10 protein-coding genes are annotated in these 22592 nt (G+C 66.0%); 4 read left to right on the top strand and 6 right to left on the bottom strand.

Features of this window, described 5'->3' with window-relative positions:
* The first annotated feature begins 60 nt into the window (after positions 1-60).
* From dsbD to dsbG, 3 genes are read left to right on the top strand one after another with little or no spacing between them, the layout of a single operon-like run.
* The gene (dsbD, locus tag PST29_RS20775; protein WP_060844251.1) at positions 61-1812 is read left to right on the top strand and encodes a protein-disulfide reductase DsbD; all 1752 of its coding nucleotides are present in this window, start codon (positions 61-63) and stop codon (positions 1810-1812) included.
* Entirely contained in the window at positions 1812-2675 is an 864-nt protein-coding gene (locus tag PST29_RS20780; RefSeq protein ID WP_060844252.1) for a TlpA disulfide reductase family protein, read from the top strand. Before dsbD ends, PST29_RS20780 begins: the two co-directional genes overlap by 1 nt.
* A complete protein-coding gene (gene dsbG / locus PST29_RS20785; RefSeq protein ID WP_060844253.1) occupies positions 2651-3418 on the top strand; it encodes a thiol:disulfide interchange protein DsbG in 768 nt (255 codons plus the stop codon). The genes PST29_RS20780 and dsbG overlap by 25 nt, the downstream gene beginning before the upstream one ends.
* A 347-nt stretch (positions 3419-3765) precedes the next feature.
* Here dsbG and PST29_RS20790 read toward each other — a convergent pair whose 3' ends face one another.
* The 6 genes from PST29_RS20790 to PST29_RS20815 form a co-directional block, all read right to left on the bottom strand.
* Positions 3766-4578, bottom strand: coding sequence for an alpha/beta fold hydrolase (locus PST29_RS20790; protein ID WP_060844254.1), 813 nt, complete (start codon positions 4576-4578; stop codon positions 3766-3768).
* 108 nt (positions 4579-4686) lie between these two features.
* Entirely contained in the window at positions 4687-5043 is a 357-nt protein-coding gene (locus PST29_RS20795) for a DUF6124 family protein (protein ID WP_060844255.1), read from the bottom strand.
* Between the two features lie 728 nt (positions 5044-5771).
* On the bottom strand, positions 5772-6821 hold the full coding sequence (locus PST29_RS20800) for a hypothetical protein (protein ID WP_060844256.1): 1050 nt from the start codon (positions 6819-6821) through the stop codon (positions 5772-5774).
* A gap of 147 nt (positions 6822-6968) precedes the next feature.
* Complete coding sequence (locus PST29_RS20805) at positions 6969-8006, bottom strand: ParB/Srx family N-terminal domain-containing protein (protein ID WP_060844257.1); 1038 nt, start codon at positions 8004-8006, stop codon at positions 6969-6971.
* 90 nt (positions 8007-8096) lie between these two features.
* On the bottom strand, positions 8097-8435 hold the full coding sequence (locus PST29_RS20810; RefSeq protein ID WP_060840365.1) for a hypothetical protein: 339 nt from the start codon (positions 8433-8435) through the stop codon (positions 8097-8099).
* A 210-nt stretch (positions 8436-8645) separates the two neighbouring features.
* Positions 8646-21662, bottom strand: a complete 13017-nt coding sequence (locus tag PST29_RS20815; RefSeq protein WP_060844258.1) for a non-ribosomal peptide synthetase — start codon at positions 21660-21662, stop codon at positions 8646-8648.
* Between the two features lie 373 nt (positions 21663-22035).
* Here PST29_RS20815 and PST29_RS20820 point away from each other — a divergent pair, with 373 nt between their 5' ends.
* Entirely contained in the window at positions 22036-22584 is a 549-nt protein-coding gene (locus tag PST29_RS20820) for an RNA polymerase factor sigma-70 (protein WP_060840367.1), read from the top strand.
* The last annotated feature ends 8 nt before the right edge of the window (positions 22585-22592 follow it).

Below are 22592 nucleotides of genomic sequence, written 5' to 3' on the forward strand. Positions count from 1 at the left end.
TCATCGGTTAATCAGGACCCGCCATTGTGCTTCCCACTTGCACCGGTTTAAGGCTTGACCATGCGTCGATTGCTCATCTTGCTGTTTATGCTGTTCACCACCCTGGCAGAAGCCGGCAACAATCCGTTCGAGGTCAAGCCTGACTTCCTGCCGGTGGACAAGGCCTTCACCTTCACCTCCGAGCGCCTGCCTTCCGGGGAAACCCAGCTGTTCTGGCAGATTGCCGACGGCTACTACCTGTACCAGAAGCGCCTGAAGTTCGACGGCCTGGCCCAGGACCATCAGCCGGCCCTGCCGGACGGCGAACACCACAGCGACGAGTTCTTCGGCGAACAGACGGTGTATCGCCAGGGCCTGGAAGTGAAGCTGCCGGCAGCCGCCAGCGGCAAGGTCAAGCTGGGCTGGCAGGGCTGCGCCGACGCCGGCCTGTGCTACCCGCCACAGACCCTGGAAGTCAACCTGGGGGGCACCCCCGCCGTTGCTGCCGGCAACAGCGCCGCAACCGGCAACGGCACGGCCCAGGACCAACTGCTGGCCAACGACCTGCAACAAAAATCCTGGGGCCTGGGCCTGCTGGCCTTCTTCGGCTTCGGCCTGCTGCTGGCCTTCGCCCCTTGCTCACTGCCGATGCTGCCGATCCTCGCGGGGATCGTGGTCGGCAGCGGCGCCAGCCCGCGTCGGGGCCTGGCCCTGGCCTCCAGCTACGTGCTGTGCATGGCCCTGGTGTATGCCGGCATGGGGGTGATCGCCGCCCTGCTGGGCAGCAACCTGCAGGCCTGGTTGCAACAGCCCTGGGTGCTGGGCAGCTTCGCCGCGCTGTTCGTGCTGCTGGCGCTGCCGATGTTCGGCTTCTTTGAACTGCAAATGCCGGCGTTTCTGCGCGACCGCCTGGAGGGCGCCAGCCGCCAGCGCCAGGGCGGCAGCCTGATCGGCTGTGGCGCTCTCGGCGCACTGTCGGCGCTGTTGGTGGGTCCGTGCATGACCGCGCCCCTGGCCGGCGGCCTGCTGTACATCGCCCAGACCGGCAACGCCCTGTTTGGCGGCCTGGCGCTGTTCGCCCTGGGCCTGGGCATCGGCCTGCCTCTGCTGTTGCTGGTGACCCTGGGCAACCGCTTCCTGCCCAAGCCGGGGCCCTGGATGAACCTGCTCAAGGGCGTGTTCGGCTTCCTGTTCCTGGGCACCGCTATCTATATGTTGCGCCCGGTGCTCGACACCAGCCTGTGGATCGGTCTGTGGGGCGCCCTGGCCCTGGTACTGGCCTATTGCGCCTGGCAGCAACGGGCCATCGCCGGGCGCCTGCTGCACCTGTTCGGCGCCGCCGCCGTGCTGTTCGGCCTGTGGGGCAGCGTGCTGCTGGTGGGCGCCGCCGGTGGCAGCGATGACCTGTGGCGACCGCTGAAGGTCTACAGCGGTGGCAGCGTGGCCAGCAGCGCCACCGCCCACGATGCCTTCACCACCGTCAAGTCGCCCGGCGAGCTGCAACGTGCCCTGGACAGCGCCCAGGCCCAGGGCCAATGGGTGCTGCTGGACTACTACGCCGACTGGTGCGTGTCCTGCAAGATCATGGAGAAAACCGTGTTCGGCCAGCCCCAAGTCCTCGACGCCCTGAAAGACGTGCGCCTGCTGCGCCTGGACGTGACCCTGGACAACGCCGACGGCCGCGAACTGCTGGGCCGCTACAAGGTACCGGGGCCACCGAGCATGCTGTGGATCGGCCCGGACGGCAGCGAACGCCGCAGCCAGCGCATCACCGGTGAAGTGGATGCCAACACCTTCCTGCAACGCTGGACCCAGACCCGGGAAGCCCGTTGATGCTGACCTTTACCATCGGCACCTTCGCCATTGCCCTCAACCACCTGCTGCTGATCAGTGCCCTGGCCCTGGCCACCCTGGTGGGCTGGCGGGTGGCCAAGCGGGGCGGCGACAACCCGGAATCGGTGCTGTTCATGCTGTTCCTGCTGGGCATGCTCGCGGCGCGGATCTGCTTCGTCATCGCTTATTGGAAGCACTACCAGCACAACCTGTGGCTGATCATCGACCTGCGCGACGGCGGCTTCCTGGCCTGGCCGGGGGTCATCTTCATGCTCCTGGCAGCCCTGGCCTGGGGCTGGAAACGCCCACCGCTGCGCCGCCCGCTGGGCGCCGGTATCGCCAGCGGCCTGGCCTTCTGGCTGCTGGCCAGCCTGTCCCTGACGCTCTACGACCAGGGCACCCGCCTGCCGGAAGTGGCCCTGCGCAATGCCACTGGCGACACCGTGCAACTCACCGACTACCAGGGCGGGCCACTGGTGATCAACCTCTGGGCCACCTGGTGCCCGCCGTGCCGGCGAGAAATGCCGGTCCTGGAGCGCGCTCAGCAGCAACGTCCGGACCTGACCTTCCTGTTCGTCAACCAGGGCGAAAGCATGCAAAGCGTGGCCACCTTCCTCGCCACCCAGGAACTCAACCTGGACAACGTACTCTTCGACAGCGGCGGCCGCCTGGGCCAGGCCGTGGGCTCCATGGCCCTGCCCACTACACTGTTCTACAGCGCCGACGGCCGCCTGCTGAGCAGTCACCTGGGTGAACTCTCGGAAGCCAGCCTGGCCCGTGCCCTGGAAAACTTCGACGACGCCCATCCGACCCCGGTCGCCCCTGCAAGGAAACTGCCATGCCCTTCATCCGCCACCTGCTGAGCCTGTCCCTGGGCGCAGCCCTGCTCAACGCGCCGCTGCTGCAGGCCGAAGAACTGCCCGCACCGATCCGCAAGATCGAAGAAAAAGGCGCCAAGATCATCGGCAGCTTCGATGCCCCGGATGGCCTCAAGGGCTACGCCGCGCAGTACCAGAACCGTGGCATGACCCTGTACCTCACCCCGGACGGCAAGCACGTGCTGCTGGGCAACCTGTACGACGCCGACGGCAAGGACCTGAGCGCCGAACCCTTGCAGAAACTGGTCTACGCACCGATGGCCAAGGAAGTCTGGAACAAGCTGGACAAAAGCAACTGGATCGCCGATGGCAAGGACGACGCACCGCGCATCGTCTATCTGTTCAGCGACCCCAACTGCCCCTACTGCAACATGTTCTGGGAGCAAGCCCGGCCCTGGGTCAAAGCCGGCAAGGTGCAGCTGCGGCACATCATGGTGGGCATCATCCGCGAAGACAGCCCGGGCAAATCCGCCGCCCTGCTGGCCGCCAAGGACCCGCAACAGGCCCTGCAAGAGCATGAGAAAGCCGGCAAGGGCAGCGCCCTGAAACCCCTGGCGAGCATTCCCGCGGCCGTGCAGGCCAAGCTCGACGCCAACATGAAACTGATGGAAGAACTGGAGCTGTCGGCGACCCCGGCGATCTTCTACCTCGACGACAAGGGCGACTTGCAACAACAGCAGGGCGCCCCGGCCCCGAGCAAGCTGACGCAGATTCTCGGCCCGAAATAAATCCCCGCCCCTGTAGGAGCCGGCTTGCCGACGAAAGCGTCCTAGCGACGGGCACCTGACTTGCGGGCCCCTTCGCTGGCAAGCCAGCTCCTACGACAGCAGGTGAACACCTCGCCATTGTGCAGCCTCTGTAGGAGCCGGCTTGCCGGCGAAAGCGTCCTTGCGACGGGCGCCTGGCTTGCGGGCTCCTTCGCTGGCAAGCCAGCTCCTACGACAGCAGGTGAACACCTCGCCATTGTGCAGCCTCTGTAGGAGCCGGCTTGCCGGCGAAAGCGTCCTTGCAACGGGCGCCTGACTTGCGGGCCCCTTCGCTGGCAAGCCAGCGCCTACGAGGGAAGAATCGGGCTTCAACCGTGGCGCTGTAAAAACGCCAACAAGGCCCGGGTCACGAATTCCGGATTCTCACGGCTGGAAATATGCCCGGCCTCGGGCACCAGCTGGTAAGGGCAGCCGATGCGCTCGGCCATCTCGATGGTTTCCGCAGGTGGCCGCGGCTGGTCCTGATCGCCACACAGCAGCAAGGTGTTCGGCCCATCCAGGTGCTGCAGCTGATCCAGCACATCCGCCCGGCTGAAGGTGATGCGCCCCATGGGAATCACGCTCGCGCGCAAACGCTCGGTCGGCAGCGCCGCGAGGCTGGCACGAAAATCCTGATACAGCGCCGACTGCCGATCGATACCCGGGCGGAAGAAGATCGGCACCACGATATCCAGCAGCGCTTCGGCGATCAGGCCGCTGTCCTCGATCTGCTGGAACAGGGAAAAGTAGTATTGCCGGGTCGGCTCCGGCTCGGCCCCCAGGTAGGTGTCCATCAGCACCAGACCGTCGATGCGCTGCGGCGCCGCCAGGGCCAGACGGGCACCCCACATGCCGCCCACCGACAAGCCCACCAACGTCACCCGCTCGATCTGCAGATGATCGAGCAAGGCCAGCATCTGCCGCGCCACATCGTCCAGCGACGCGGTGCCTTGCGGCAACGGCCCGGACTGGCCGTGGCCCCACAGGTCCACCGCAATCACCCGGTACTGCGCCGACAACGCCTCGATCTGCGGCGCCCACATGCTGGTGTCCCACAAATAACTGCCGGCCAGGAACACCACCAGCCCCTGGCCCTGGTCAAGGTAGTGCAACGGTTGTCCATCGATGGTCGCGAAAGGCATCGGCTAGCTCCTGTAGGGAATGACGAAAAAGGTCCGACAGACTGTGCCGTGAACCAGGCTCAGTCAATCGGACCGGGGCGACAAAAACGTATCAGGAAATGCCCGGATTCACGGCCCGCGCTGGCCGTCGAGCAAGGGCTCCACCACCGCGCGGGCCATCTCCACCGAATGCACCATGGACCAGATCAGCCCGCGCTCCAGGCCGCTGCCCTGCTGGGTGATTTCATCGCAGACCTCTTCGGCGCATTTGAGCAACAACGCCACATGCACCAGGGCCTCTTCGGCGCTGACGCCTTCGCGCACGCTGAACAGCGAGTCGGGGGAAACGGCTTTGGCTTGGGTCGTGAGCTGGAACAGCGCGGGGTCCAGCGGTTGCCGGGCCAGGGCCACGCGCAGGGTGGCGTTGGCGGCCTTGAGTTCGGGGTCGCGATAGGACGTGGGGGGATCGGGGACGAGCTTTTTCATGGTCAAACTCCTGGTAATGACAAGGAGCTGACACCGTTCGCTTGCACACGAATAAGGTGGCAACCGTACGCGGGTGTGCAAGACCGAGTTACCAGAACCCCGGCAGATCCGAAGATCTCCCGCGCACGGCCGCCATAACACGGCGAACATGAAATCGCTCAGGCATGACTGAGCGCTTATGCGTCTGGTAACGGTCGGACTTGCACATCCGAGCCATCGATTGGGCGATGGCTCCGGAACCCTAGCCCGCCCACCAGGCGCATTCAAGCGGCCCGCAGTTTCTCGGATTTGCCTTACAAAAGAAAGCGACTAAACACCGTTCCAGCGACCTTCCAGCCCGTTTCCGAAACCACCTTGCCCCGATCGGCATTGGCCTATGGACCTATGGAATTGTTGCCCTGTAGCCGCTGCTGAGCCTTGGCGAAGCTGCGAAAAGGCCCGCAGGACCCTGCTTGGCGATCTCCCGTCAAAGACCTGAGGCGGCCTTGAAATCGCCGCGTCTGCTGCGCAGCCGTACGCAGCCTGCGGCAGCGGCTACAGGGTCGCCAGGGGGTACTGTAGCCGCTGTCGAGCCTTGGCGAGGCTGCGAAAAGGTCCGCAGGACCTTGCTTGGCGATCTCCCGTCAAAGACCGCTGGCGGCCTTGAAATCGCCGCGTCTGCTGCGCAGCCGTACGCAGCCTGCGGCAGCGGCTACAAAAAACCGATTGGCATCAGCCGCAAGCATGACTTAGCGGTATTCTTCCGGCGCCTCGCGTTCGAGGATTTCCTCCAGATCGCTCAGGCCTCCGCGCGCCTTGAGGATGCCGCTGACCTGGTCGATCCACTCCTGCTCCGAAGCAATCCCCGCCCAGGACTGGCTGCCGAAGCCGTGATATGGCCGATCGTCAAAGGTGCTGATCAGCAACTGGTTGAAGCGCCTGGTGTCCAGGTTGTTGCGCTGGACCTGCACTTGCAGCGCCCCCAGCACTTTCTGCTGCTCTTGCGGATTGGGGCGATAGTGGTAGAGCCGCGGCGTGCTGAGCACCAGGAACTCCGGTGGCAGGTTTTCATCGATGGCCGCCTGCAGGCGGTAATGACCGTCGAGGATCAGGTGGCAGTTCAGGCCGCTGACGTACCACAGCAGGATCGGCGGCAAGCTGCCTTCGCGGGCTTTTTTGCGCCACCATTTCAAGCGTCCGGAATGGGGGTCCACGGCATGCAGGCCGACCACCGCCCCGCCGCACTCGTACAACTCGACCCAGCGCGCCGAGCCGGGCTGCTGGTTGTCGAGGATGTTGCGGCCGTAGATCGCCCACTGCGGCATATGGCTCTGGGCGTCTTCGCCGCCCTTGAAGTACCAGGCTTCGGTGCCGCTGAGCAGCGGCCGCATGGGTTTCTGGGACGCCGGGCGCAAGGCCCGCACCAGCCAGGAGCCGGGGTAGAGGAAGTCCGGCTGGTGCTGCATCAGTTGCTCGACGAAGAAGCGGCTCCAGGCCTTGAGGCGCAGGGCCGGGTCGAGGCGCGCCTGTTGTTCAACCTGAGGCGAGTCGATGGGTCCCACCAGGGTTTGCGGCAGTTGCTCCGGCAGGTCATTGCGCAACAGCCACACGCCATAGCGGCAGTGCGACATGGTGCCCCAGAGCAGGGTCTGGTCCCCCAGCACCAGCTGCATGCGGCGGTTGTTGCCACTGAGCAGGCACAGGTTGGGCTTGCCGCCGGCCGGGCGTTTGACGTCCACGCCGAGGCCGTTCCACTGGCCGGCCAAATCCTCGATGTCACGCCAGAAAAGCTGTTCCACGATTGTCCCTAATCCTTAATCAATGACCGGCCCTGCGGCGGGCGGGCGCGAATATAGCAGAGTGTTTGGGGACCTGTTCGCCGGCAAGCCGGCTCCTACACGCAGCCCCCCTGTAGGAGCTGGCTTGCCAGCGACACGGCCAGCGCCCTATCCACGCCGGGCAATCACCGCCTCCATCTGGTCCTCCAGCCCTTGCCCGCTCAGGCACTGGCGCACCTCGTCACACCACTGCGATTGCGGCTCGTTGCCGGCCCAGGCCGGGGTAGCGCTGCGGTATTGCGGCCGGTCATCGAACGCCTGGATCAGCACCCGGTTGAGGTGCTCGGTGCTCAGCGCCGGGTTGCGCGGCACCGCGTCGCCGCGCTTGCGCAGTGAATCCATGACCCGCTGCTGATGCTCCAGGCTCGGCGTGAAGTCGCGCTCGCGGGTGGCGCTGAGGACGATGAATGATGGCGCGAGGTTTTCCGCGATGGCCGCCTGCAAGCGGTAATGCCCATCGATGACCACATAGGAGGCCAGCCCGCCGACGTACCACAGCAGAATCGGCGGCAGGCTGCCTTCCCGGGCCTTCTTGCGCCACCATTTCAAGCGCCCCGCTTGGGGATCGACCCGGTGCAGGCCGATGAGCTTGCCGCCGCCGTGCCACCAGTCGATCCACTCCAGGGTCTGGGGTTGCAGGTTGTCGAGAAAATCCTCGCCGTACAGGTGCCAGCTGGGCACGTGGGTCAAAGGATCGATCACCGAGGTAAAGCGCCAGTGGTCCAGGCCGTTCGCGGTGCTGGAGGGCTCCGGCAGCAGGCTCTGGGCCAGCCAGAAACCGGGGGTGAGGAAGTGCCGGGCGCTTTCGCTGAGGCGGCTGACGAAATAGCGGCTCCAGGCCTTGATCCGTAGCTCAGGTGCCAGGGCTGCGTACTGTTGGACTGTGGGTGAATCGATGGGGGCCAGCATTCGGCATTCGGCGCCTTCCGCCAGCGGGTTGCGCACCAGCCAGACGCCGCCGTGATCCCAGGCGAAGGTGGCCCAGAACAGTGGCGTGTCGTGGTGCATCAGCTTGATCCGGGCATTGTTGCCGGTGCGCAGGTGCAGCGGCGGCCTGTCCGTGGCACCCGGTTCGACCTCGACACCGAGGCCACTCCAGTTGCCCAGGGTGTCTTCGATGTCGTGCCAGTAAAGCTGTTCTGCCATGGTTCCGGTCCTTGAACTGTCTGAAACGACAAAGCCCGACAGGGCTGCTGTCGGGCAATGCGCGGCGGACTATTTCAAACTGAAGGTTATTTAGCCATTGGCCCCATTCATGGTTGCAGCAATAGCAGCAGCCCATGCGTCACGGCCAAATAGTACAAATCGAGACTCTATACCCTGCTTTGTAAAAACAGATAAAGAGTTGGGGAAAACGGGGATAAAACCTAAAAATCTAGTCCACGCCGGCTGCAATGACTGGACGTTTGAGATTTCAATCTCGTCAGGAGCGCTTTGGAAGTTAATTTTATGCGCGACAAATAGCAGACGCTGGTTCGTCAGAAAAAGCCTTCCGCCCACCGTCTCAATATTTCTTTGAAGGTTTGCCGGCCCTTCTTTGATGATTTTTTCGCCGCCTCGCAACTCTGCTTTCATTCGGTGCATCCTTGTTATTTTTTCTTCATGCTCAGTCCAATCGATAAGGGCAAACAAAAACCCTTAGCTGAATACTGCCTTTCTATTTCCACCCTGAATAGGCTTCCTGTAGAGACCGCTCGGTTATGCAACGGCCGTAAAGCCTGAATGCGCGACCTTCCTGAAGGAGTGAGGCGCAGCCTTTGGGGTGGCTGCGCCCGCCGCAAAAACTTACAAGCCCTCCAGCTCGGCCATCAGGTCACTCAAGCGATCGACCTTCTCCTCGCTGATTTCATTGGCACCCAAACCGTCGATGTACGCGGCCAACTCCTGCACCGTGCTGCATTCGAACATGGCCCGCAGCGGTACGTTGCGTTGCAGGGTTTTCTGTACCCGCGAGGCGATCTGCGTGGCCAGCAGGGAATGCCCGCCCAACTCGAAGAAGTTGTCGCGCACGCCCACCCGTTCGACCTTGAGCACCTCGGCCCAGATATCGGCCAGGGTCTGCTCCAGCTCGCTGCCCGGGGCTTGGTAGTCCTGGCTCTGCAACTGGCCGATCTCCAGGGCCGGTAGGGCCTTGCGATCAAGCTTGCCGTTGGCGTTGAGGGGCAGGCGCGCAAGCCACAGCCAGTGCAGCGGCACCATGTATTCCGGCAGTTCGGCGCGTAGACGCGGTTTGATCCGCTCCAGGCATTCGCTCGGGCTCAGGCTTGAGTCACTGGCCACCAGGTAGCCCACCAGGTGCTTGCCGTTGGCCCCTTCCTGCACCGCCACGGCGGCGTCGCGGATTTCCGGCTGTTCGTGCAGGCGCGCTTCGATCTCGCCCAGCTCGATGCGGTAGCCGCGGATCTTCACCTGATGGTCGATCCGGCCGACGTATTCCAGTACGCCGTCGCTGCGCCGGCGTGCCAGGTCGCCGGTGCGGTACAGGCGTTCGCCCGCCGCACCGAACGGATGGGGCACGAAGGCCAGCGCGGTACGCAACGGGTCGCTGACGTAACCACGGCCAACCCCGGTGCCGGCCACGCACAGCTCACCGACCGCGCCCAGGGGCACCAGCGCCAGGGCATCGTCCATCAGGTACAGCTGGTTATTGTCGGTGGGCGTGCCGATGGGCAGATAGGTACCCCGGGTCGAAGCCAGGTCCACGCGGAAGAAGGCCACGTCATCGGAGCATTCCGCCGGACCGTAGGCGTTGACCAAACCGATCTGTGGATAACGCAGCAGCCATTGGTGCGCCAGTTCCGGCGGCATGGCCTCGCCGGTGGGCAGCATCCAGCGCAAGCCATCCAGGGCGATGGCGTCCTGGGCGAGCATGCCCTGGATCAGCGACGGCACGCTCTCCAGCACGGTGATGCCCTGCTCCTGGACGTGAGCCAACAGGCCCTGGGGATCGTGAGCGATGGCGTTGGGCACGATGTCGACCCGAGCACCGAACAGCGGCGCGGCAAGGAACTGCCAGACCGAAATGTCGAAGCTCTGGGACGCGGTCTGGGCGATCACGCCAGCCTCGCTCAAGTGCAGGTACGGCACCTTGCTCAGCTGGTTGTTGAGCATGCCGCGCTGCTCCACCATCACGCCCTTGGGCAGGCCGGTGGAACCGGAGGTGTAGATCACGTAGGCCAGGTTGTCCGGCGCGCTGTAGCGCCCCGGGTTGCTTTCGGCATGCCCGGCGGCTTGCAGCTCTTCCCAGACCAGCAACCGTGGCCGTGCGGCACAGGCGAACTCGTCCAGCAGGGCCTGGGCTTGTTCGCGGCAAGCCGCGGTGCAGACCAGGATCGGCGTGCGGCTGAGTTCGATGATGCGCCCCAGGCGCTGGCTTGGCAGGCCCGGGTCCAGGGGCAGGTAGCCGGCTCCGGCCTTGAAGCTGCCGATGATCATGCCCAAGAGTTCCAGGCCGCGCTCGGCCAGCAAGGCCACCGGTTGATCAAAGCCCACGCCGTTGGCGATCAGCGCATGGCCCAGGCGGTTGCTGTGCTGGTTCAACTCGGCGTAGCTGTAGCGCCGCTCCAGGCAACTGGCGGCGATGCGTTGCGGATGGGCCGCCACCCGGGCCTCGAACAGCTCCACGTAGCTGCGCTCCAGCGGGTACTCATGCCGGCTCTGGTTGCAGCCGGCCAGCAGGAAATCCTGCTCCTCTTCACCCAGCAGCGGCAGGTCGGCCATGTCGCCATGCAAACCCTGCATCAGCGCCAGCAGCAGGCGCTTGAACTCGCCGAGCAGGCGCTCGATGGTGGCCTGTTCGAAGTAGCGCTGGTCGTAGGACAGGTGCAGGCCCAGGTCATCCCCCGGGTAGCACACGGCGGTGATCGGGAAGTTGGTGTGGGTACGGCCGGAATCCGAACTGGCGTTCAGGCTCTGGGCGCGGTCCAGCACCGAGACTTCCACCGGGGCGTTTTCGAACACGAACAGGCTGTCGAACAGCGGCTGGCCCTTGGGCAGCTCGCTGCATTCCTGAATCGCCACCAGCGGCAGGTATTCGTATTCACGCAGTTGCATGTTGCGGTCGAGCAGGTCGCCGAGCCACTGGCGCACGCTGCAACGCTGGCCCTCATCGGGCAGCTTGACCCGCAGCGCGATGCTGTTGATGAACAGGCCGACGGTGCGTTGCATCTCCGGCATCTGCACCGGGCGCCCAGCCACGGTGACCCCGAACAATACGTCGCGATCGCCGCTCATGCGCCGCAGCACCAGGGCCCAGGCCGCCTGGGCGAAGGTGTTGACGGTCAGCTGATGCTGCTGCGCCAGCTCGCGCAGTTGCGCGCCGTCCCGGGCATCCAGGCGGGTGTAGCAGTCGCCGACGATCATGCCGCCGCTGTCACCGGCGTGTTCGCGCAGGAACGGCCGGTCGCTGGGGATCGGCGTGGTGCGTTCAAAGCCTTCAAGGTTCTGCCGCCACCACTGCCGCGCCTCGGACAGGCTCTGGTGTTGCAGCCAGCCGATGTAGTCGCGGTAGCGCGGCGGCACCGCCAGTTGCGCCTCGCGGCCTTCGCCCAGGGCGGTGTAGATCTCGAAGAAGTCGTTCATCAACAGCGAGCGGCACCAGGCATCGATGAGGATGTGGTGGTTGCTCATCATGAACCAGTAGCGCGCGGCGCCGACGCGGATCAGTCGCAGGTGGAACGGCGCCTGGTTGAGCAGATCGAAACCGGCCTCGCGCTCGGCTTTATGCAGGGCCTGGAGCTTGGGTTCCTGCTCGGCCTCGGGCACCGCGCTCCAGTCGAGGAATTCGATCGGGGTGCGGCCCGGCTTGTGGATAACCTGCAGCATGTCTTCGCCGACGTTCCAGCAGAACGACGCGCGCAGAGCCTCGTGGCGCGCCACCACAGCCTGCCAGGCCTGGGCGAAACGCTCCGGGTCCAGCTCGCTGTTGATGCGGTAGCGGTCCTGCATGTAATACAAGCCGGTGCCCGGCTCCAGCAGGGTGTGCAGCAGCATGCCTTCCTGCATTGGGGTGAGCGGGTAGACGTCTTCGATCTGCACAGCCGGCACCGGCAGGCCATCGAGCTGGGCCTGGGTCAGGCGCGCCAGGGGGAAGTCCGACGGCGTCAGGCCACCGGCATCGTCCTTCAGGCAATGGGCAATCAGGCCCTGCAGCTCGCCCAGGTAGGCGTCCGCCAGTTCGCCGATCAGCTCAGCGTCGAAACGTTCGCCGCTGTAAGTCCAGCGCAGTACCAGCTCGCCGCCATAGACCTGGCTGTCGATGCTCAGCTCGTTGGGCAGCGGCGCTTCGGGAGCGTGGGCCGGACCGACGGACTCATCCAGCGGACGCAGCAAGGCATCGGCGCCAAAACTCTGGTCGAACTGCCCCAGGTAGTTGAAGGTCACCGGCGCCAGCGGCAGCGCCGCCAGGGCCTCGCGGCAGGCGTCATCGGCCAGGTAGCGCAGCACGCCGTAACCCAGGCCCTTGTGCGGCACGGCCCGCAGTTGTTCCTTGATGGCCTTGATCGAGGCGCCCTGCCCGGCCGCTTCTTCCACTTGCAACGGGGTCAGGCGCAGCGGATAGGCGCTGGTGAACCAGCCGACGCTGCGGGTCAGGTCGATCTCGTCGAACAGCGCCTCGCGGCCGTGGCCTTCCAGTTGCACCAGGGCCGAAGGCTGCCCGCTCCAGCGGCACAGCACCCGGGCCAGGGCGGTCAGCAGCAGGTCGTTGACCTGGGTACGGTAGGCCGCCGGGGCCTGTTGCAGCAGTTGGCGGGTGCGCTCGGCATCCAGGGTCACACTGTGGCAGCGAGCCTGCTGATGCTGCTGGCTACCGGCGGCATTCAAGCCCGGCAGTTGCGCGGCCGGGCCGGCCAGTTGCTGCTGCCACCAGCCGAGTTCTTCACGCAGGGATTCGCTGCCGGCATAGGCCTGCAGGCGGCTCGACCAGTCCCGCAGGGCGCTGGTCTTGGCCGGCAGCTTGAGGCTCTGTCCGGCTTGCAACTGACGGTAGGCGTTCTGCAAATCCTCCAGCAGCACGCGCCAGGACACGCCATCCACCACCAAATGGTGGATCGCCAGCAGCAGGCGTTGCTCGCCTTCCGGCCCGTCCACCAGCACCGCCCGCAGCAGCGGCCCGTGTTCCAGGTCGAGGCTGCGCTGGGCATCGGCGAACAGTGCCTCGCAGGTGGCCATGGACGGCACCCGCACTTGCCACAGCACAGGCGCGTCGGACAGCGGCAGGTACTCGGCGCGCCACTGCCCATCCACCGGTTTGAAACGCAGGCGCAGGGCGTCGTGCTGCTCCAGCACCGCCAGCAGCGCCTGTTCCAGCGTCTGGGCATCGAGCAGGCCCAGCGGCTCCAGCAGCAACGCCTGGTTCCAGTGCTGTGGCTGGGGAATGCGGCTGTCGAAGAACCAGTGCTGGATCGGCGTCAGCGGCGCTTCGCCACTGAGCGGGCCCTGCTCGGCGCTGATGCGCTGGGTATGGCTGGCGACCCGGGCCAGGGTCTGCACGGTCTGGTGCTGGAACAGGTCCCGCGGGGTGAAGTGCAGCCCCAGCTGGCGGGCGCGGCTGACCACCTGGATCGACAGGATCGAGTCGCCCCCCAGTTCGAAGAAGTTGTCGTTGAGGCCCACTTGCCGCACGTTCAGCACTTCGCCCCAGACCTTGGCCAGGGTCTGTTCCAGCTCGTTGCTCGGCGCCACGTACTGCTGGCGGTTGAGCTCCGGGTCCGGCATCGGCAGGGCCCGGCGGTCGAGCTTGCCGTTGGCGGTCAGCGGCATGCTGTCGAGCAGGATCAGGTGGGTCGGCACCATGTAGTCCGGCAGCTGGGTTTTCAGCTGCTGCTTGAGGGCTTCCCGCAGGTTGGCCTGCTGCACCTCGTTGTGCTCGGCCACCTCGGTCACCAGATAAGCGGCCAGCTGTTTGCCCGCCGGGGTGTCGAGAGCCAGGACCACCGCTTCACGCACGGCCGGATGATCCAGCAGGCGGGTTTCGATCTCTCCCAGCTCGATGCGGAAACCGCGAATCTTCACCTGATGGTCGACCCGGCCGATGTACTCCAGCTGACCGTCGGCGCACTGGCGCACCAGATCGCCGGTGCGGTACAGGCGCCCGCCATCGCCGGAGAACGGATCGGCCACGAAACGCTCGGCGCTCATCCCCGGACGACGGTGATAACCCTGGGCCAGGCCGGCGCCGCCGACATAAAGCTCACCGGTCGCCCCTTGGGGCACCAGCGCCAGATCAGCGTCGAGAATGTAAGCCACCCGCGCCCCGACGATGCGGCCGATGGGCACGCTGGCCACGCCTTCGGCCAAGTGCTCCGGCGCCAGGCTGGCCAGGGGCATGACCACGGTTTCGGTGGGGCCGTAGGCGTTGAAGAACAGGCTCGGCTGGAACGCCGCGCGAATGCGCTGCAGGTGTTCGCCGGTCAGGGCCTCGCCGCCGGTGATGCACATGCGCACCGGCAGGGTCTGCTGCTGGGTGGCCAGGTGCTGTGCCAGCTGGCTGCCGTAGCTGGGGGTAAAGCCGAGGATGCTGATGCGATGCTGGCGAATCAGCTGGCAAATCTCTTCGGCATCCCACTGGCCCTGGGCCCGCAGCACCACCTGGGCGCCGCTGAGCAGCGGCGCCAGTAGACGCTCGGTGGCGGCGTCGAAGTTGATGGAATAGAAGTGCAGCTCGCAATCGTCCGCGCGCATGCCGAAACGGCGGATCACCGCCTGGCAGTGCATGGCGATTTCCCCGTGGGACACCACCACGCCCTTGGGCTGGCCGGTGGAGCCGGAGGTATAGATCAGGTACGCCTGATGCTGGGGCAGGCTGATGAACGGCAGCTCGCTGGCCGGGTAGTCGGCCAGCAACGCGCCGTCCTCCTCCAGGCACCAACGACCAACACTCGCCGGCAACTCACCCAGGGCGGCGAACATCCGTGCATCGCTGAGCAGCAGGCCGAGGCCGCTGTCTTCGATCATGTAGTGCAGGCGGTCCAGGGGGTATTCCGGGTCCAGGGGCACATAGGCGCCACCGGCCTTGAGGATCGCCAGCAGGCCGACGACCATGTCCAGGGAACGCTCCAGGGCCAGACCGACCCGCACCTGCGGGCCCACGCCACGCTCGCGGAGCATCCAGGCCAGGCGGTTGGCGCGGCTGTCCAGTTCGCTGTAGCTCAGGGTCTGTCCGGCGAAGGTCAGCGCCGGAGCGTCGCGACGGGCCAGGGCCTGCTCGCTGAACAGGTGATGGATGCACTGATCCAGACGTTGCTCACCGGGCTCGACGCTCAGGCTGTCCAGCAGCTGTTGCTGTTCCTCGGCGTGCAGCAGCGGCAGTTCGCACAGGCGCCGCTGCGGATCGTCGATCAGGGCCTGCAGCAGGTTGCGCCAATGGGCGGCCATGCGCGCAATGCGCGGTTCATCGAACAGGTCGGTGCTGTAGGTCAGGCAGCAACCCAGGCGCTGATCCAGGTCGGTGACTTCCAGGTTGAGGTCGAACTTGGTGGCCCGGGCATCGTTGACCAGGTAGTCCACGGTCATGCCCGCCAGTTGCCGGCTTTGCTGGAACTCCCAGCGCTGGACGTTGCACATCACCTGGAACAGCGGGTTGTAGGCGGCGCTGCGCGGCGGCTGCAAGGCTTCCACCAGATGGTCGAACGGCAGGTCCTGGTGGGACTGGCCCTCGATCACCGTATGGCGCACCTGCTCCAGCAACTGGCCGACGCTCATCTGCCCGTCGAGCTGGCAACGCAGCACCTGGGTGTTGAGGAAGGCACCAATCAGCCCTTCGCTTTCCGGGCGGATACGGTTGGCCACCGGCGCGCCGATGCGCAGATCGGTCTGGCCGCTGTAGCGATAGAGCAGCACCGACAGGGCCGCGGTCATGGTCATGAACAGGGTCAGGCCGTGCTGGGCATTGAAGGTGCGCACCCGGGCCGCCAGCTCGTCGCTCAAGTCGAAGCGGTACAGCTCGCCCTGGTGGCTTTGCACCGCCGGCCGTGGCCGGTCGCTGGGCAGTTCCAGCAATGGGTGTTCGCGGCCCAGTTGCCCGGTCCAGTAGTCCAGCTGGCGCTGGCGCTCGCCAGATTCCAGCCACTGGCGCTGCCACACGCTGTAGTCCAGGTACTGCACCGGCAGCGGTTCCAGGGGCGATTCGCGGTCGTCGAGGAAGGCTTCGTACAGCGCGCTCAGTTCGCGGGCAAAGATGTCCATGGCCCAGCCTTCGGTGACGATGTGGTGCAGGGTCAGGACGAAGTAGTGCTCCTGCTCGCCGGCCTTGACCAGGCAGGCGCGCAGCAAGGGGCCGGTTTCCAGGTCGAAGGGCTGGTGCGCTTCGCTGTCCGCCAGCTGTTGCAGGCGTTGTTGCCGGGCCTCCGGGGCCAGGGCCGAGAAATCCTTCCAGGCCATGCGCAGGCCGGTGTCGGCGTGTACCTGCTGATGGGCCACGCCGTTGATGCTGGGGAAGGTGGTGCGCAGGGTTTCGTGGCGCAGGATCAACGCCTGCAACGCCGCCTCGAAGCGCCCCACGTCCAGCACGCCAGACAAGCGCGCCATGCCGCCGACGTTGTAGGCCGGGCTGTCGGGCTCCATCTGCCAGAGGAACCACATGCGCTGCTGGGAATAGGACAGCGGCACCGGCTGGCTGCGGTCGACCCGGGCAATCGGCGGCTGCTGGTTGCGCGCGCCGGACTGCTGGATCAGCCGCACCTGTTCGGCAAAGTCTCCCAGCTCGCTGGCTTCGAACAGCACCCGCAGCGGCAGCTCGACGTCGCAGGCCTGGCGGGTACGGGAAATGATCTGGGTGGCCAGCAGGGAATGCCCGCCCAGGGCGAAGAAGTCGTCCTTGAGGCCGATCCGGGGCTGGCCCAGCACGTCGCGCCAGATGGCGGCGATCTGCCGTTCCAGATCGGTGTTCGGTTCGACGTGCTCGCGCACCTGCCACTGCGGCTCCGGCAAGGCGCGGCGGTCGAGCTTGCCGCTGGGGCTCAGGGGCATGGCCTCCAGGCGCAGCAGTTGCGCCGGCACCATGTACTCCGGCAACTCGGCGGCCAGGGCGGTGGTCAGCCGAGCGCGTTGCTCGGTTTCATCTTCGTCGCAGGCAGGGGCGGTGTAGTAGCCGATCAACTGCGGGCCGGCGACGCTGTCGCGCACCAGCACCGCGGCCTGGGCCACGCCGTCCTGGGCCAGCAGCCGCGCTTCGATTTCCTGCGGCTCGACCCGAAAACCCCGCAGCTTGACCTGCTGGTCGAGGCGGCCGAGGTATTCCAGGGCGCCGTCGGCGCACCAGCGCACCCGATCACCGGTGCGGTACAGGCGTGCGCCCTCCTCACTCAGCGGGTCGACCACAAAGCGTTCGGCGGTGAGCGCCGGGCGTCCCAGGTAACCCCGGGCCAGGCCCTGGCCGCTGATGCACAGCTCGCCCGGAACCCCGGCGGGCAGCAGGTTGAGCTCGGCATCCAGCACCCGGCACAGCACATTGCCCAGCGGCCGGCCAATGGGCGAGCGCTCGCCGTCCTCCACCGAGCACTGCCAGTGGGTGACGTTGATCGCGGTTTCGGTCGGGCCGTAACGGTTGTGCAGTTGCGCGTTCGGCAACTGCTGCAGCAGGCGGTTGCGCAGCTCGGCGGACAAGGCTTCGCCACCGGAGAACACCCGGCGCAGGCTGTGGCATTCGGCGCTCAGCGGTTCATCGACGAACAGCTGCAACAGCGGCGGCACGAAGTGCAGCGTGGTCACGCCGTACTCCTGAACCAGCTGGGCGATGCGATGCGGGTCGCGGTGCTCGCCGGGGGCGGCGAGCAGCAGGCGGCAGCCAGTGATCAACGGCCAGAAGCATTCCCAGACCGAGACGTCGAAGCTGATGGGGGCCTTCTGCATCAGCACATCGTCGGCCTGCAATTGATAGCTGTCCTGCATCCATTGCAGGCGCTCCATCAAGGCACGATGGGTGTTGCCCACGCCCTTGGGCTGGCCGGTGGAACCGGAGGTGTAGATCACGTAGGCCAGGTGGTCGCCGTCCAGGTGCAGGCCCGGGGCGTGGCTCGGCCAGCTGTCGAGCTTGAGGCCGTCCATGGCGATGGCGCTGACGCCCGGGGCTTCGGGCATCTGGCCGAGCAGCTGGGTCTGGGTCAGCAGCAGTTGCACGCCGCTGTCTTCGAGCATGTAGGCCAGGCGCTCGGCGGGGTAATCCGGGTCCAGGGGCACGTAGGCGCCGCCAGCCTTGATGATCGCCAACAGGCCGATCAGCAGTTGTGGCGAACGCTCGGCGGCGATGGCCACGCACACGTCCGGGCCGACGCCCTTGTCCCGCAGGTAATGGGCCAGGCGGTTGGCCTGGGCGTGCAGTTCGGCAAAGCTCAGTTGCCCGCCGTCCCACACCAGCGCGGTGCGCTCCGGGGTCTGCTGCAGTTGTTCCTGCAGGCGCTCCGGCAACCAACGCTCGGCGCGCGCGCAGGGGGCCATGCTCCATTGCTGCAATTGCGCCGCTTCGACCTTGCCGAGCAACGGCAAATCGCCCAGGGCGCGGTCCGGCTGCTGGCAGGCCTGCTCCAGCAGGCTGATGAAGTGCCCGGCCAGACGCTCGATGGTCGCTGCATCGAACAGCTCGTCGGCATAGTCGAAGGCCAGGCTCAGGCGGCCGTTGCGGTCTTCCTCGCTGTGCAGTTGCAGGTCGAACTTGGCCTCGCGGCTGTGCCACGGCAGCTCTTCGGCCAGCAGCCCCGGCAGGCGGCGCAAGGCGCTGAGGTCGCGCTGCTGGTGGTTGAACATGACCTGGAACAGGCCTTGCTCGCGGGCGTCGGGGAAGGCTTCGAGCAGTTGTTCGAAGGGCAGGTCCTGATGCGCCTGGGCCTCAAGGACAGTGCGGCGGGTCTGTTGCAGCAACTCGGCGAAGGTCTGGCGCGCCTCCAGTTGGCCGCGCAGCACCTGGGTGTTGATGAAGAAGCCCAGCAGGCCCTGGGTTTCCAGGCGCGGACGGTTGGCGTTGGGCACGCCTATGCGGATCTCGGTCTGCCCGCTGTAGCGGTGCAGCAGGGTCTGGAAGGTGGCCAGCAACAGCATGAACGGCGTGACCTGCCAGGCCTGGGCGGTCTGACGCACGGTTTCACTGAGGTTCACGCCGAGGCGCTGGCTGTGGCGCGCGGCGCTGTGGCGGACCTGGGCCGAACGCGGGTGATCGGTGGCCAGGCTGAGTACCGGGGCCTCATCGGCCAGTTGCTGCTTCCAGTAGTCCAGCTGGCGCTGGCCTTCGCCCTGGGCCAGCCACTGGCGCTGCCAGCTGCCGTAGTCGGCGTATTGCAGGGCCAGGGGCGCCAGCTCCAGGCGCTGGCCCTGGGCCGCGGCGGCGTAGAGCCGGGAGAACTCGTCGATCAGCACAGTCAGCGACCAGCCGTCGGCGATGATGTGGTGCAGGGTCAGCAGCAGTTGATGTTCTTCGTCGTCCAGGCGGATCAGGGTCGCCCAGTACAACGGGCCCTTTTCCAGGTCGAACTGGGTGCGGGCCTCGTCTTCGCGAATCTGCTGCGCCCGGGCTTCACGCTCGGCCACAGGCAGATCGCTGATGTCGATCACCTGCAGGTTGAACTCACCGGCCGCGTCCACCTGTTGCAGGGCCTGGCCGTCGCGCTCGAAGAACCGCGTGCGCAGCGCTTCGTGACGCTGCAGCAGGTGCTGGAAGCTGGCGCGCAGGGCGTCTTCGTCCAGCTCGCCGCGCAGGCGCAGGCCACCGGGAATGTTGTAGGCGCTGCTGTGGGGGTCCAGTTGCCAGGTGATCCACAGGCGGTTCTGTGCCAGGGATTGGGGCAGCGGCTGCTGGCGCGACAGGGCCTGGATGCTGCCCTGGGCCACGCCGCCGTCCTGTTGCTGACGCGCCACGGCGGCGGTGAAGGCGCCCAGGGTCGGCGCTTCGAACAACAGCCGCAGGCTCAGTTCCAGGCCCAGTTCCTCGCGCAGGCGGGCCGTGACCTGGGTGGCGGCGATCGAGTTGCCTCCCAGGAGGAAGAAGTGATCGTCGGCGGCCACGGCGGCGCATTGCAGGTGCTCCTGCCAGATCCGCCCGATCAGGTTTTGCAGCGCGTCGTCGGACGCGTCCTGAACGCCGGCGGGTGCAGCCTCGGCCTGGGGGAACAGCGCGTAGTGATCCAGGCTGCCATCGGCCAGCCGGGTGCGACAGGCAGAGCGCTGCAACTTGCCGCTGGAGGTCTTCGGCAGGGCCCCGGGGTTGAGCAGTACCACCACGCTGGGCGCTTCCTGGCAGGCTTCGGCCACCGCCTGGCGGATGGCCTTGATCAGTGCTTCGGGGGGCAGGATCTTCTGCACGCTGCGGCTGATTTCCGCGGCGATGCCGATGCCTTCCTGGCCCTGGTCGCTGACCGCGAACGCCGCCACCCGGCCCTTGCGCACCACTTCCACTTCGCGCTCGATGGTCTTTTCGATGTCCTGGGGATACAGGTTGTGCCCGCGCACGATCAGCAGGTCTTTCAGGCGCCCGGTGATGAACAGCTCGCCGTCGCGCATGAAACCCAGGTCGCCGGTGCGCAGCCAGGTGCGGCCGGCATGCTGGACGAAGGTCTTGGCCGTGGCTTCGGGATTGCGCCAATAGCCGTGGGCGATGCTCGGCCCGCTGGCCCAGACTTCGCCGATGCGGTTGTCAGGCAGTTCCGTGAGCTGCTGCGGATCCATCAGCAGCACGGCGTGCTCAGGCTGGCTGAAGCCGCAGCTCATCATGGCGCTGCCCTGCCCCGGCTCGGCGCGGTTCTGCGCCAGGGCCTGGTCGTCCAGGTGCAGGGCCGGGATGCCCTGGCCGCGCACGCCCCCGGCGACGAACAGGGTGGCTTCGGCCAGGCCGTAGGAAGCGAGGAAATTGTCGGCACTGAAACCGCAGGGGGCGAAGGTTTCGGCAAAGCGCTCCAGGGTGTCGAGGCGGATCGGCTCGGAACCGGAATAGGCCACGCGCCAGCGGCTGAGGTCGAGACGCTCCAGGGCCGATTCGCTGACCCGCTCGCTGCACAGGCGGTAGGCGAAATCCGGGCCGCCGCTGATGGTGCCGCCGTATTCGCTGATCGCTTCCAGCCAGCGCACGGGGCGGGCCAGGAAGTAGGCCGGCGACATCAGCACGCAGGGCACGCCGCTGAAGATCGGCTGTAGCAGGCCGCCGATCAGGCCCATGTCGTGGTACAGCGGCAGCCAGCTGACGATCACATCGTCCGGGTTGAGGTCGATGCCAAAACCGCGGCGGATCAGAAGTTCGTTGGCCACCAGGTTGCCATGGCTGACCTGCACGCCCTTGGGCAGCGCAGTGGAACCGGAGGTGTACTGCAGGAAGGCGATGTCCTGGTCCTTGAGCTCCACCGCCTGCCAGTCCTGCGCCAGCGCGGGGTCCAGGGTGTCGACGCAGAGCAGTTGCGGCGCCCCGGCGGCCTGCAGTTCGTCCATCTGCAACAGTGAGTCGCGCAGCCCGGCGCTGGTCAGCAGCAACCGTGGCTCGGCGTCGGCCAGGATCGAGAGCAGCCGCTCCTGGTGATGGTGTCGGGTCGACTCCGGCGGGTAGGCCGGCACCGCGATCACCCCGGCGTACAGGCAACCGAAGAACGCTGCGACGTAGTCCGGGCCACTGGGGAACAGCAGCACCGCGCGGTCGCCGAATTCAGCGTTGGCTTGCAGGGCCGCGGCAATGGTCCGCGCGCGAAGATCCAGGTCCCGGTAGCTGAGCACCACGCTCTGCTCCTGCTCTTGGGCGAGGAACCGCAACGCCACTTGATCAGGGGCCAGGACCGCCCGGCGTTGAAGGGCTTGGGCCAGGGTGCTGGGGAGTTCGAACGCGTCCGTCATGGGGTTTCCTGCCAGGAGTGTGCTTGCGATGGAGAGCGGCCCCTGCCCTGCCATGCTCCTGGCAAACCACCGAAAATCAACGGCTTGGCAACAGGTCACAGGCATCCGCAAGGCGCCGCGCCCGGGCTTGCTGCCCGGAATCTTTCTCCCATGGGAACGGATGGCCTCGGCAAATAATTAGTCCCCACGGGCCCTGGCAGGACCCGCTTCGCCCCCTGAATGAGCCGCCGTTCTCAATCTGCACCGCTAGAGAGCATTAGTTCTTTTTCTCAATTGACAATCATTATCATTCAGCCTAATTTGTCGCTCGATGTGTAGGACGGGTCAGACTTTTCTGACGTCCCACTAACTTCTTTGCAACAAGGTGATTTCCATGACGGAACAAGTATCCACAAGCAGGTGCGATTCACCGTTACTCCAGGCTTTTGTCGACAACCGTCTGATTCTGGTCAAGATCGCAGCGCGGATTACCGGCTGCCGGTCCCGGGCTGAGGACGTGGTCCAGGACGCCTTTTTCCGCCTGCAGTCGGCCCCGCAAATCACCTCCTCGTTCAAGGCCCAGCTCAGCTACCTGTTCCAGATCGTGCGCAATCTGGCCATCGACCATTACCGCAAGCAGGCGCTGGAGCAGAAGTATTCGGGCACCGAAGAGGAAGGCTTGAATGTGGTGATTCATGGCGCTTCGCCCGAAACCTCGCACATGAACTTTTCCACCCTGGAACACATTGCCGATGCCCTGACCGAGCTGCCCAGCCGCACCCGCTATGCCTTCGAGATGTATCGCCTGCACGGCGTGCCGCAAAAGGACATCGCCAAGGAGCTGGGCGTCTCGCCGACCCTGGTCAATTTCATGATTCGCGATGCCCTGGTGCATTGCCGCAAAGTCTCGGGCAATCGCCCCGATACCTTCGCCCGGCGCTGAGCGCCGAA

The sequence above is a fragment of the Pseudomonas sp. St29 genome (assembly GCF_001547915.1).
GTDB lineage: Bacteria > Pseudomonadota > Gammaproteobacteria > Pseudomonadales > Pseudomonadaceae > Aquipseudomonas.

Coding starts and splice junctions, on each gene's coding strand:
- PST29_RS20815 (WP_060844258.1), bottom strand. CDS start 21,662: ATGACGGACGCGTTCGAACTCCCCAGCACCCTGGCCCAAGCCCTTCAA.
- dsbG (WP_060844253.1), top strand. CDS start 2,651: ATGCCCTTCATCCGCCACCTGCTGAGCCTGTCCCTGGGCGCAGCCCTG.
- PST29_RS20820 (WP_060840367.1), top strand. CDS start 22,036: ATGACGGAACAAGTATCCACAAGCAGGTGCGATTCACCGTTACTCCAG.
- PST29_RS20780 (WP_060844252.1), top strand. CDS start 1,812: ATGCTGACCTTTACCATCGGCACCTTCGCCATTGCCCTCAACCACCTG.
- PST29_RS20795 (WP_060844255.1), bottom strand. CDS start 5,043: ATGAAAAAGCTCGTCCCCGATCCCCCCACGTCCTATCGCGACCCCGAA.
- dsbD (WP_060844251.1), top strand. CDS start 61: ATGCGTCGATTGCTCATCTTGCTGTTTATGCTGTTCACCACCCTGGCA.
- PST29_RS20790 (WP_060844254.1), bottom strand. CDS start 4,578: ATGCCTTTCGCGACCATCGATGGACAACCGTTGCACTACCTTGACCAG.
- PST29_RS20805 (WP_060844257.1), bottom strand. CDS start 8,006: ATGGCAGAACAGCTTTACTGGCACGACATCGAAGACACCCTGGGCAAC.
- PST29_RS20810 (WP_060840365.1), bottom strand. CDS start 8,435: ATGAAAGCAGAGTTGCGAGGCGGCGAAAAAATCATCAAAGAAGGGCCG.